This is a genomic window from Paenibacillus sp. UNC217MF, from assembly GCF_000686865.1.
In the GTDB taxonomy this organism is placed as follows: Bacteria; Bacillota; Bacilli; order Paenibacillales; family Paenibacillaceae; genus Paenibacillus_B; species Paenibacillus_B suaedae.
On record NZ_KK366029.1, the window covers coordinates 391,253 to 404,155 of the forward strand.

Below are 12,903 nucleotides of genomic sequence, written 5' to 3' on the forward strand. Positions count from 1 at the left end.
CCATATCTATTCCATCAACCTAGACCGCTCTATTGTTGTGCTGCTTCGCTTGGCGGGAGCGGGTGGCGCTATTGCTTGTGCGCGGTGGCTTGGAACGGTCGTGTGGATGGTCGCCCATAAAGCTGCTGCGAGTGATCCAATTCAGTACGAGACCAGCGGCTGCTCCAATGGCTAACATGATAACGGGGTGGAGTGAAGTCCAGAACAGCAGTGCTAATGTGGTCAAGGTGATGGTCCATGTGAACACATTGGTTAAGGTGCGCGTGCCCAGACGCACGGCTGCATATACAATAAGTGCAACGATAGCAGGTTTAATACCGAACAATGCTGCCTGCACATACGGTTGATCACGTAGTCCGGCTGCCCCAGCGCATAATAACAGCATAATGGCAATGGTAGGCAAGGAGATGCCGATGACTGCTGCGGCGAGTCCGGATAGGCCGGCAATGCGATAGCCGACGAGTGCGGCGACATTGACACCTATTCCGCCAGGGGCGGCACCAGCTAGTGCAGTGATTTCCCCCATATCATCTGCTTCTAGCCATTTGCGCTTTTCGGCGATTTCCCGTTCGATGACAGGCAAGATTGCATAACCGCCGCCGAAGGTGGTCGGTCCAATCTGGCTAAAGGTCAGAAACAATTGAAGGAGAAGGGTGCGCTTCTTTATTCGCTGCGCAGGACGGAGATCATGTTGATTCATGGTGATTATCATCCCTTCCGTTCAGTGGTATGGTAGATTCAGTATAACGCACTTAATTCCATTTTGGAATAAACTTTTAACTAATCGATGTAAATGATCCGTAATATGAAGAAGATGAATTGCGATTTATTGGATTTTAGAGGGAGTTTTATCTATATTGGAATCATGTTGGCGTGCATCTCGATTCGTTTACACGAAGAGGTGTCATGATTGAAGAAATTAAGCAAATTATAGGAACATGTGTGGGGCTATTTCTCATTTACTTATTGCGAAGGCAGTCGAGGAAGGGAGCAAAATGCCTGCGAGCTTGTGGCGGAGGGCTTCTATATATTAATATGGAATTATTAACGTAAGGAAGTAGGCAGCGTTTGCAACCAGTAACGGAAGCTGATGCCAGAGGAGGTACATTGGATAAGCGAATATCTCTCGGGCTGTATGTCCTCGCTGCTGTACTCATCTTGGTGTACCATGAGAAGCTGCTTGCTCTACTGCGTCATATGGAGCCTGGAGCAGGTGCGCTCATCATTATGTTTCTTGCTGCTGTCGCTATATCCTTATTTCCTGTCATTCCATTCGGTCTAGTGGCAGGGATTATAGGGGCCACTTTTGGATTCTGGATCGGGGGCTGGATCAACGTGGCGGCTTCAACGGTAGGGGCTGCTTTGATGTTCCTTGCTGTTCGAAGCGGGATATCCAAGCAGGGCAGGTCGTATATCGAGCGTATCGGCTTACTTCGAAGCTTTAATCAATTAATGGAACGAAATGCATTCACTGCTGTGCTTATCGGACGGATGATTCCCATTGTCCCAGCTGTAGCGATTAATGCATATGCGGCCATGCTGTCTATCCCTCTACGCACCTTCATGGTGGCAACTGTATTAGGGAAGCTGCCGGTTATGTTCCTGTTCGCCTATGTCGGCGAGCAGTTGCTTCAAGACTGGACAAGGATTCCGGTCGTCTTGCTTCTATATGCCGTGTACGTGGCTGGCATTTATGGAATACATCGAGTCGTGGAGCGATGCCAATCAAGGCGTAGCCGCACGTAGCGACACAAGGAATTGCGATAATATCGTTATGGAGGAAAAGTTGAATATGTCCAACATTGCATCAAACATTACACAGCTCATTGGCAACACACCCCTAATGGAGCTGAACAACTACAGTCGCAAGCATGGCCTCGGAGCGAGGCTCGTTGCGAAGCTGGAAGCATTCAATCCTGGCGGAAGCGTCAAGGATCGTATCGGATATGCAATGCTTAAGGCAGCCGAGGAGCAAGGTGTCATCGACCGTAGCTCGGTCATTATCGAACCGACAAGCGGCAATACGGGGATTGCATTGGCGAGCGCTGCTGCAGCACTTGGTTATCGTATTATTATTACGTTGCCAGATACGTATAGTATGGAGCGCATTAAGATGATGAAGGCGCTTGGTGCGGAAATCGTGCTCACGCCTGGATCAGAAGGGATGCAGGGTGCAATTCGGAAGGCGGAGGAGCTTGCTGAGAGTATTCCAAACTCGTTCATCCCACAGCAGTTCCATAATAAGGCAAACCCAGAAATGCACCGGAATTCGACAGCACAGGAAATATGGCGCGATACGGACGGAGAAGTGGATATCTTCGTGGCAGGGGTCGGCACTGGTGGGACAATAAGCGGTGTAGGTGGCGTATTGAAGGAGAATAAGCCATCGGTACGAATTACAGCAGTTGAACCTGCTGATTCTCCAGTTCTGTCAGGAGGCAATCGCGGTCCGCACATGATTCAAGGTATCGGCGCTGGCTTCGTGCCGAGCACATTCGATCGCAGCATCGTTGATGAGATCATCCGGGTTACGAACGAAGAAGCATTCACTGCAGCACGCGAGCTTGCGAAGCAGGAGGGCTTCCTAGTTGGTATTTCTTCCGGCGCAGCCTTGGCAGCTGCGACACAGCTGGCGAAGCGTCCTTCGAATGCAGGCAAGATGATTGTAGTGCTGCTGCCGGATACAGGCGAACGTTATCTGTCGACGCCATTGTTCGAAGGCTAAGCGGCAGGCGACTGAATACTTATTATATACGTGTCATGGTCAGTAGCAGTGTGACGAGGTAACTGCATACAGATACAGCGAAACAAGGTATGAACGTAACATGGTACAAGAAAACAACATAAAACAACATACAACGAAATAAGCATTCAGCTGCAGGGAAACACATGAATCTCTGCAAATAAGAAGCCCTGATCCTGTGCAAAGCAGGTCGGGGCTTTCTGCATATGAATAAGGCGATAATAACACTCATAAGCGCTGCTAACAAAAACAGCCGTCCTCCGAGCAGAAAGCCTGCAAGGGGACGGCTGTTGCCAATGTATGAATTACTTGTTCAATGCATCTTCGTAGCGTTTTTCAACTGCTGACCAGTTCACAACGTTCCAGAACGCGGAAACATAGTCAGGGCGTTTGTTTTGATATTTCAAGTAGTATGCATGCTCCCATACATCCAAACCGAGGATAGGCGTCTTGCCTTCCATAATCGGGCTGTCTTGGTTAGGCAGGCTGTATACGGACAATTTGCCGTTAGCATCTACTGCAAGCCATGCCCAGCCGCTGCCGAAGCGTGTAGCTGCAGCTTTAGCGAAGTCTTCTTTGAACTTGTCGAAGCCGCCAAGCTCATTGTTGATTGCATCAGCCAATTTGCCGGAAGGCTGGCCGCCGCCGTTTGGTCCGATGATTTCCCAGAACAGGGAGTGGTTCGCATGGCCGCCGCCGTTGTTGCGCACAGCTGTGCGGATGCTCTCAGGAACAGCATCCAAGTTAGCGATAAGTTCATCCAGAGATTTATCTTGCAATTCTGGAGCAGATTCCAAAGCTGCATTCAAGTTCGTCACGTAAGTGTTGTGGTGACGATCGTGGTGAATCATCATTGTTGTTTCATCGAAATGTGGTTCCAAAGCGTTGTTGGCATAAGGAAGAGCTGGTAATTGATGTGCCATTGTGTCATACCTCCTAATAATTATGTAGCATCTTATATACTTCTAACCTAATTAAACATGAAGCGAACGAATAAATCAACATAAATGTTGCAAAAGTCTGCATTGAAAGTAAAGCCTTCGCAATTCTTCACAAATAGATGAATAACAACCTGTCATTCAACGCTATCATATTACCCGAAAATGGTTCTTTTCAAACGAATGCTCCATTGGAGAACGATGGATCAGGGCTAGCAATGAATACGAATTCTTTACAATTTCTATAACCTTTTCTTGTATTGGGTAATGTAAACGCTTTAAATAAAGCGTTTACAAGAGAAAGCGAGAGATTTTCCGATCTTTTTTATGGAAGTTGAAAGATAAAGAAGGATTTTCGCGATTTTTGTCGTATTTGTAAAGGTATTGCACAATCTATGTAGATAACCACAAGATACAGATTTAATGTAAAGGCGTAGAAAGGTGTTAGACAGAGAGACAACCGATCACGAAACCAAGCTCAGGATGAGGGAGAGTAAGTCATGAATGTTCGTTCCTTTCGTTTGTCGGATTATCTTCCGGCAACCCAGTTGTTGAAGGAATCACTGTCAGATGAATGTTGTGAGAAGACGCTGGAAGCATTCGCGCGTCAGTTATCGTTGGACGGAGAGCTGGTGCTCATCGCAGAACATGAGGCATCTAGTGGGGAGCAGGCTATTGTCGGACTTGTCATCGGAACCGTTGATCGTAACAACGGCTACTATTACCGCCTTGCCGTACACCCAGATTATCGCAATCAAGGAGTAGGCAAAGCACTGGTAGCGGGATTGGAACAGAAATTCCAACAACGCCGCGTCAAAAACATTATGATTGCTGTGGACGAGCATACAGAAGTCGTATTGCCATGGTTTGAGGCATTGGGGTACGGAGCGAAGGATATGCTGCGCTCCCTGTCGCAGCTGCGCATCGTTGCAGGATAACGGCGCGCAATCCTGTATTGCAGATGTATTGCAAGGTCGCAATCGGCCTCATTCGGTAAGAGTGGCAATACACGATTTACTATAGCCAAACATTGTACAAGGAAGCATATCTTCTCAACCGTTGCATTCGGGGAAAAGATATGCTTTTCTATTAGTAAAGCGAATTGAACGCAAAGCCGAGGAATTAGCATGAATCGTTATGAGGAAGCTCTTGTGAAAAGTTTCAAGCACGATGGTCACCTGCATCGGGTATGGCTCGAGAACTGGCTTGTGCCCTCCACGATGCGGCATCCTGATCATGTGAAGGAAGACATGTACGTCCTTATCAATAGTCAGACGCCGATTCGGGAGTCGGATGGGAAGCAGTGGGTCAGCAAGATTCCTGCTGTCACCTTCCTCATCCCGAAGCAGTGGTTCAACGTTGTTGCTCTTATCGAGGAATGCGGTGTTCGGTATTATTGTAATATAGCATCGCCTCCATATCGGTGCGGCAATACTTTCACTTATATTGACTATGATTTGGATGTCATTCGCATGACGGATGGGCAAGTTCAAGTAGTGGATCAGGATGAGTATGAGCACAATCGCTTAACCTATCATTATCCGGAGCTTGTTGAGCAGAAGGTGAAGCTAGGCCTGGATCAGGTGTTGGAGTACATTGAGCAGGGTCGTACTCCATTCCATGATGGCACGGTACGTTGGTATTACGAAGAGTGGAAGCAGTTGTTAAACGAACCTCATGAACAGTAAGCAAGTAGACATGAAATCGGTGAACGGCGCCTGTTCCAGAACTTAGTTCCTGGATGCATGGTGCCGTTTCCGATGTTGGTGATTGTGGACAGGCTTTTTTTGTTGAGTATTAGCGCATAGCGCATTAGCGGAATGAATGGAATATGAAAATACATCATGAGACGACAAGGAGGTGAATGGGATGCTTGATTCGAAGAAGCCGCATGGACAACAAAATCATGAAGGGCGGATGACGCCTGATCAGGGTGCTTCCAAGGATCGGTGGCGCCAGTTGAAGCAGGATATTATAGAGGCCGCCCCGGCACTCGGAATTGATCAGGTCGGCTTTACAACGGCAGACCCATTCATTGAATTGAAGGCAAGGCTGCAGCATTCCATTGACCAAGGCTATGCCTCGGGATTCGAAGAGCCTGACTTGGACAAGCGTACTCGCCCCGAATTGTTGCTGGAAGATGCATGCTCAATCATAGCCATTGCTGTGGCCTATCCTTCCAAGCTGGAGGAATCGCCGAAGTCGAAGGCAGGCTCCTATCGGGGAATGTTCGCTCGGACAGCATGGGGACTTGATTACCATCATGTTCTGCGTGATCGTCTCGCGAAGCTGGAGGCTTTCTTGCGTGAGCGAGTGCCTGAACAGGAACTGCGGGTACGAAGTATGGTGGACACAGGGGAATTAAGTGATAGGGCCGTAGCAGAGCGTGCAGGTATTGGGTTCAGCGGCAAGAACTGCTCGATTATTTCGCCGCAGTGGGGATCGTGGATTTACTTGGGCGAAATGATTACGAATATTCCGTTCCCGTCTGACGAGCCTGTTACAGAAGACTGCGGCGAGTGCACGCGCTGTCTTGATGCTTGTCCGACAAGTGCCCTTGTCGGCCCTGGGCAGTTGAACGCGAACCTGTGTATCTCCTTCCAGACGCAGTCGAAGGACATCTTGAGCCATGAGATGATGACCAAGATGGGGAATCGGCTGTATGGCTGCGACACTTGCCAGATCGTTTGCCCCAAAAATAAAGGAATGAACTGGACGCACCATCCCGAAATGCAGCCTGATCCCGAGAAGGCGAAGCCTCTTCTCGTTCCAATGCTGCAATTATCGAATCGAGAATTTAAGGAGCAGTTCGGCTCATTGTCGGCTGCATGGCGCGGCAAGAAGCCGATCCAGCGCAATGCGATTGTGGCGCTTGGGAACTTTCGTGATCGAAGCGCGGTTGGGGAGCTGCGTGCCTTGCTGCGAGAAGATACGCGTTATGATATTCGTGCGACAGCCGCTTGGGCGCTTGGTCAGATTGGCGGTACTGATGCGAAGCAGGCGCTGCTGTCAGCCTTGAATCGTGAGAAGGAGGATGCCGTTGTGCAAGCGATAGATGATGCCTTGCAGCAGTTCGACAATCATGTGGAGCCTATTTATGTGCAGGAGATGGAGTCGCCGATAGGGATGCTGACCGTTGCCTCATCGGCGACAGGACTGTGTTCTATTGAATTCGGCAGTGTGCTGGATACCTCTGCGCGTCTGAACGCCTGGGCGCAGCGCACATATGGTCGGGCTGCCCTCCAGCGTCATCCGGAACGGCTGCAGGAGGCAATTCGCCAATTGGAGGAATATTTCAGAGGGGAGCGGCAATCGTTCGATTTGACGCTTGATTTCCAAGGAACGCCATTCCAACGTGAGGTGTGGCGCGCTCTAATGGATATTCCGTACGGGGAGACAAGATCCTATAAGCAGATCGCAGAGGCAATTGGACGTCCGCAGGCAGTACGAGCAGTCGGTGGGGCGAATAATCGCAATCCGATTCCGGTTATTGCGCCATGCCATCGTGTCATTGGAGCAGATGGCCGACTGGTCGGGTACGGCGGGGGGATGGACAAGAAAGTTACTCTCCTTAAGCTGGAAGGCATGCAGGCGAATGAAGAGCGGATGCTGACTGCTCCTTAATGGAACAGGGGATATTTGTCACGATTGATGGTACGTGCTATCATAGTGGCGGTACGGTATATTCGAAATCGAACGGCACATCGATCTCTTTTCGTTTTCTATGTGAAGTTTTCGGTGGATCATTCACGGAATCTGTACCCTACTTGAATATAGAAGCAATGAGCTAAACTTGACGATGTTGGGGTGACCATGGGAAGATGTGGACAGTAATTACGGCAATCGTAACACTAATTGTAGGCATTATCATCGGCTTCGCTGGCGGCGTGTACTACTTGCGTAACCAAATGACGAAAATGCAATCAGACCCTCAAATGCTGCAGAAGATGGCGAAGCAAATGGGCTACAATCTGAACTCGAAGCAGATGCAGCAAGCACAGCAAATGATGAAGAACAAGAATTTCAAGAAAAACCGCTAAGTTAACGAGATCATGCTCACAAGCGCGGCGGAAGGAGGAACGTTCGTGGCTGGTTTGAAGGATTATGTGAATACACAGGTTGGTACGAATCGCGAGAAGATTGAGCATCATATTAAGGAAATCTTGAAGCTCGTCGGAGAAGATGTTGAGCGCGAAGGATTGCTGGATACGCCAGCACGCGTGACTCGCATGTATGAGGAAATCTTCGCCGGTTATGAGGTAGATCCTCGTGATGCGCTAGGGGTAGCATTTGATGAAAATCACGAAGAGCTTGTCATTGTGAAGGATATTACGTATTATAGCCAATGTGAGCATCATATGGCGCCCTTCTTCGGGAAGGTGCATATCGGATATATTCCAAGCGGCAAGATAGCAGGACTTAGCAAGTTCGCCCGCTTGGTGGAAGCAATCTCCCGCCGCTTGCAGGTGCAAGAGCGGATCACTACCGAGATTGCCGACATTATGGATGAGGTACTCATGCCACACGGCGTGATGGTCGTTGTGGAAGGCGAGCACTTGTGCATGTGCGCCCGTGGTGTGAAGAAGCCGGGAAGCAAGACGGTAACGATGGCAACACGCGGCAGCTTCCGGACGGATGCGGCGCAGCGCGCGGAATTTTTGTCACTGATTAAGTAGTAATGTGATGTATGTGGGTGAACTATGAACTGATGAACCCCGTTCCGGGCATGGGACGGGGTTTTTTTCGGACAGAGCAGGGAATTTGAATAGGAGGAGTTACAAGTCACATGACAGAAGCAAAGAAGAAGTCGGAACAGAAAAGTACGGAACAAGAAGTAGAATTGACAGCGGAACAGAAGCTGTGGGCGAGATTGTATGAAGCAGCTTCTGCGTTCAAGAAGCAGGCGAGCTGGGAGTGGATGCCGGAGAACGTGATCTTTGGCGTGAGCAATCCCGAAGACGGAGAAGTGGGCTATTGCACGATTATGAATGGAACAGACTACTTGTTCGGTCTGGCGCTATTCCGCGGCGGTGAAGGATTAGAGAGCCTGAACAGCATGATGCTGGACAATCATGAGCAGAATGCATGGTTGCACCGCCAAAAATGCATCATGGTAACGTTCGAAGACCGTACGGATCTGGAAAAGCACGATTTGGCGCAGATCAAGGAGCTCGGGTTCCGGTTCCGCGGCCGTAATGCATGGCCAATGTTCCGCGCATACGACCCGGGGTTTGTTCCATGGACGCTTGACGAGAAGCAGGTCAGTTTCTTGGCGATCGCCTTAGAACAAGCGATAGATCTGGCAGCGCGCGTGAAGAAGGACAATGAGGTAATGACAGCACCGCAATCCGGTCAAGTGTTGGTTCGTACTCTGGACAACAAGGAGTGGGTAGATCGCTGGATGGATCCTGACTTCGTATTGGAGCGTCCTGTGAAGGTTGAAATCGAAGATCGGGATCGTCTGAATGATGTTATGAATCGGTTCCCGAATAAGAAGGGCCAATGGGAGACAGAATTTTTCTATGCGCCTGTTGCTGTGAAGGGTGAAGGCGAGCGTCCGTACTATCCGCGTCTCTGCTTGTGGGTAGACCGTACGACACGTGCAGCTGTAGGCTTCCATGTCGCGTATGATGACAACTTTGAGCAGGAGTTCCTGAATCATTTCTTGCAGCTTATTGAAGAGCAGGGGGTACGCCCACAGAAGCTCATCATTCGCACGAATGAATGCGTGGATCTGTTCGAGAAGACAGCACAGCGTCTGAAAATTCGCATTGAGCGCGAGTCGCACCTGGCGTACTTGGAGGAAGCGCGTGGAGACTTGTTCGATTATTTCTCCAAGCAAGAAGGGTAGAAGGAATCTATTTACGTTATAAATGATATATGTCCTTAATAAATAGGGAATGAGGAGAAGGCATGGCTTCGCTGAAAGGCGGGTCGTGTCTTCTTTTTTCTTATACTGCTTACCCGGGAAAGGAGGGTGTCTTAATGAAATCGCTGCATGTATAATGGGAATAAAGATGTTTATGCTATCTATGGAAATAAAGGAGTGCTGCTATGAAGATTTCAATGCATATTACAAAGGAAGACTATTGGAAATTTAATAAATTCGTGATATACAGCATGCCGAAATATCGTAAAGTCATGCTAGCGAACATCATCGGCCTGCCCTTGTTTTTAAGCATCATTCTTAAAGTTATCGGCAAACCATGGGGGTACTCGATTGTCGTTGGGGTAGCGCTGGGGGTGCTTTTGAACGTATTTATGTATTTTTCGATTAAGAGAAAGGTTATCCGTTGGTCTGCTTCCACAGAAAATGCAGCCTGGCTCGGAGATCATACGATGGAAATCGCTGAGCATGGAATTGATGAGACGACGCCGGTCGGCAGCGCTCATTACAACTGGGATGCGATACCGGAAATCAGAATGACCAAGGACTATATCTATATCTTCATCAGCTCGATGCAGGCACATATTATCCCACTTGCTTGCTTGTCTAACTCGTCCGAGCAGACACAGCTTATTCAGCTTCTTGAGGAGCATCATAAGAAAAAGATTATCGTACATTCCTAACTGGTGATCACATATTACATCCATGCAAAAAGTCCTCTGTATACAAAAGTTGACAAGGAAAAAGCCTAATCAACATCTTGTAAGCAGAGGACTGTTATGTTAAGATCTAATGTACGATATGAGTATATTTTTAAAATGCATTACTATCCAAATATATAATACCATATCGAATCACAGGCTGTCAACCTTGATTTATAAATTTCTAAAGAAGCGGGTGGTTAGATGAGTACGAAAGAAGAACAATGGCGTCTAGAAGAGGAACGAGCGGTTCGGGTGATGGAAGCTATTGAGCAGCATATTGAGCCCCTGCAGCAGGATATTGGCGACATCAAACACGAAGTAGTCGAATTCCGCAAGGCATTCTGGGACGATGTCAAAATCAACATGGACGATATAAATGAGGCGATAGAGACCTTCGCCAGCATGAAGCAGCAGGCAGAGGTGTTAACCGAGCGCGAGCATAGACACCGCCATGCTGCGCGTCAGTTGGATGTATTAACTCGCATGGCGAAGTCTCCCTACTTTGCACGAATCGACTTCAAGGAAGCTGGAGAAATGCGCGGTGAGGAGATCTATTTAGGCATTGGCTCTTTCCGCAATGAAGAAGGCGAATTTTTCGTATATGACTGGCGAGCTCCGGTGTCGAGCTTGTATTATGATTTCCCTCCAGGCCCTGCGCGCTACACGACTCCTGTAGGGGAGATAGAAGGTACGATGGAACTGAAGCGTCAGTTTCTTATTTCGGAAGGCCGGTTCCGTGGAATGTTCGATACCGGGGTTACGATTGGAGATGAATTGCTGCGTCAAATGCTTAGTCAGCCGTCAGCCGAGCATATGAAGAGCATTGTAGCGACCATACAACAGGAGCAGAACCGCATCATTCGCAATGAACGGAGCGGCGTGCTGATTGTGACGGGGCCAGCAGGCAGCGGCAAGACGTCGACAGCTTTGCAGCGTATTGCATACCTGCTCTATCGGTATCGGGAAACACTGCAGGCGGAGCAGATCGTATTATTTTCCCCAAATCCTCTGTTCAACCGTTATGTCTCGACAGTGTTGCCGGAGCTGGGAGAACGAAATATGGAGCAGACGACCTTCCAGGATTATTTGGAGCACCGCCTAGGCAGCAGTTTCAAGCTTGAGCATCCGTTCGAGCAAATGGAATATTCACTGACAGCTGCAGAAGAACCGGGCTATAGCGCTCGTATGGAGGCGATCCGCTTCAAGGCAAGCCGTAACTATATTGATATGATCCATGCGTACGTACAGTGGTTAGGGACAGAAGGCCTGCAGCTACATGATATTTGCTTCCGCGATGAGGTAATCGTAACTGCAGAGCAAATTCACAGCCAGCTCTACCGTTATGATGCATCGCTTCCGCTGCCGAACCGTTTGCGCTTGCTGGCCGAATGGCTGCGTGGGGAACTGCATCGCGCGGCGAAGCAAGAACGCAAGAAGCCGTGGGTGGATGAGGAAGTAGAGATGCTGGATGATGATGCATACCACGAAGCTTATATGAAGCTGCAGCGCAAGAAGCAGTTCTCGGAGGAAACCTTCGATGACTTCCAGCGTGAACGCGATTGGCTTGCTGCATCGATTGTGAATGAGCACTTCAAGTCTCTCTATACGCAGGTGAAGAAGCTTGGGTTTATTGATATGGAGGGGACGTATCGTCAGTTGTTCGCTATGCCGGATGTATCGGAGCGATGTGCGGCAGCCGGAACGCTGCCTGCGGAGTGGAGAGCCATATGTGCAGATACGGAAGCACGCCTTCGCTCAGGGGAGATGCCATTTGAGGATGCAACGCCATATCTGTATCTGAATGAATGCATTAAGGGGTTCCGTGTGAATACCTCTATTCGCCAACTGTTCATTGATGAGGCGCAGGATTACTCACCGTTCCAATTCGCATTGTTAAGACGAATGTTCCCGCGCTGCAGCATGACGCTGCTTGGGGACTGGGAGCAGGCGATTTATCCGCATGCTGGGGAACAGGATATTAACAGCAGTTGGCTATCTTCGGATATGCGCGGCGATTCATCTGCGGAAACTTTCCACTTGACGCGAAGCTACCGCACAACTCGTCCGATTATGGAGTTCGCCCGCTATCTGGCTATGGATGGCGATCGTATTGAACCGTTCGATCGGGCTGGGAATCTGCCGACAGTTACCGTTGTAGAGGACAGAGCGGAGCGTGATCGACTGGTCGCGGATCGCATACGTCAACTGCTGCAGGAAGGGCATCGCAATGTAGCCGTGATTTGTAAGACGGCTCAAGAGAGCAAGGAAGCATATGAGGCGCTGCAAAATGAAATTTCGATTTACCTTGTCGAGCAAGATACGGCCTCATTCCATGAGGGTGCGCTGGTTATTCCTTCGTATTTGGCCAAGGGAGTAGAATTCGATGCAGTTGTCATCTATGATGCATCGGAAGCTGCCTATGGGCGTGCAAATGAACAGAAACTGCTATATGTATCCTGCACGCGGGCCATGCATGAGCTTCATGTATTCTGTGTCGGCAAGCCGAGTCCATGGCTGGCTGCGGTGCCGGCGGAGACATACCTTTCTCTGTAAGATCCCAATAAAGCTGATAGGGAATAGAACAGAAATAGAACAGAAATAGAACAGATCTGTCTTTTTCGATTAGCCGGT

General features: G+C 49.1%; 12 protein-coding genes. 10 read left to right on the forward strand and 2 right to left on the reverse strand.

All coding sequences use genetic code 11. The features are described 5' to 3' along the window. Positions 1–19 precede the first annotated feature (19 nt). Entirely contained in the window at positions 20–700 is a 681-nt protein-coding gene (locus tag BP95_RS0126090) for a chromate transporter (protein ID WP_028533608.1), read from the reverse strand. Between the two features lie 368 nt (positions 701–1,068). Between BP95_RS0126090 and BP95_RS0126095 the strand changes: the two genes are divergently transcribed. Together BP95_RS0126095 and cysK are read left to right on the forward strand one after the other, a co-directional pair. Continuing rightward, positions 1,069–1,746, forward strand: coding sequence for a TVP38/TMEM64 family protein (locus BP95_RS0126095; RefSeq protein WP_028533609.1), 678 nt, complete (start codon positions 1,069–1,071; stop codon positions 1,744–1,746). A gap of 46 nt (positions 1,747–1,792) precedes the next feature. Beyond that, positions 1,793–2,725 carry a cysteine synthase A gene (gene cysK, locus BP95_RS0126100; protein ID WP_021261186.1) on the forward strand — a complete coding sequence of 311 codons (933 nt, stop codon included), beginning with the start codon at positions 1,793–1,795 and terminating at the stop codon, positions 2,723–2,725. Between the two features lie 323 nt (positions 2,726–3,048). Here cysK and BP95_RS0126105 read toward each other — a convergent pair whose 3' ends face one another. Further along, positions 3,049–3,666 carry a superoxide dismutase gene (locus BP95_RS0126105; RefSeq protein WP_021256139.1) on the reverse strand — a complete coding sequence of 206 codons (618 nt, stop codon included), beginning with the start codon at positions 3,664–3,666 and terminating at the stop codon, positions 3,049–3,051. A gap of 515 nt (positions 3,667–4,181) precedes the next feature. Between BP95_RS0126105 and BP95_RS0126110 the strand changes: the two genes are divergently transcribed. The 8 genes from BP95_RS0126110 to helD all read left to right on the forward strand — a co-directional run bounded on the left by BP95_RS0126110 (position 4,182) and on the right by helD (position 12,825). Continuing rightward, entirely contained in the window at positions 4,182–4,619 is a 438-nt protein-coding gene (locus tag BP95_RS0126110) for a GNAT family N-acetyltransferase (RefSeq protein WP_021256138.1), read from the forward strand. Between the two features lie 189 nt (positions 4,620–4,808). Beyond that, entirely contained in the window at positions 4,809–5,369 is a 561-nt protein-coding gene (locus tag BP95_RS0126115) for a DUF402 domain-containing protein (RefSeq protein ID WP_028533610.1), read from the forward strand. 229 nt (positions 5,370–5,598) lie between these two features. Further along, positions 5,599–7,305, forward strand: a complete 1,707-nt coding sequence (gene queG / locus BP95_RS34355; protein ID WP_028533611.1) for a tRNA epoxyqueuosine(34) reductase QueG — start codon at positions 5,599–5,601, stop codon at positions 7,303–7,305. 197 nt (positions 7,306–7,502) lie between these two features. Further along, positions 7,503–7,721: a YneF family protein gene (locus BP95_RS0126125; protein ID WP_021256135.1), complete on the forward strand. Its 219-nt coding sequence runs from the start codon at positions 7,503–7,505 to the stop codon at positions 7,719–7,721. Between the two features lie 45 nt (positions 7,722–7,766). Continuing rightward, the gene (gene folE / locus BP95_RS0126130) at positions 7,767–8,357 is read left to right on the forward strand and encodes a GTP cyclohydrolase I FolE (RefSeq protein WP_021256134.1); all 591 of its coding nucleotides are present in this window, start codon (positions 7,767–7,769) and stop codon (positions 8,355–8,357) included. A gap of 110 nt (positions 8,358–8,467) precedes the next feature. Next, on the forward strand, positions 8,468–9,532 hold the full coding sequence (locus tag BP95_RS0126135) for a DUF7309 domain-containing protein (protein WP_028533612.1): 1,065 nt from the start codon (positions 8,468–8,470) through the stop codon (positions 9,530–9,532). Between the two features lie 203 nt (positions 9,533–9,735). Next, a complete protein-coding gene (locus tag BP95_RS0126140) occupies positions 9,736–10,251 on the forward strand; it encodes a YcxB family protein (protein ID WP_028533613.1) in 516 nt (171 codons plus the stop codon). Positions 10,252–10,473: 222 nt separating this feature from the next. Then, positions 10,474–12,825 (forward strand): RNA polymerase recycling motor HelD, encoded by a 2,352-nt coding sequence (helD, locus tag BP95_RS0126145; protein ID WP_028533614.1) that lies wholly within the window; start codon positions 10,474–10,476, stop codon positions 12,823–12,825. Positions 12,826–12,903 lie beyond the last annotated feature (78 nt).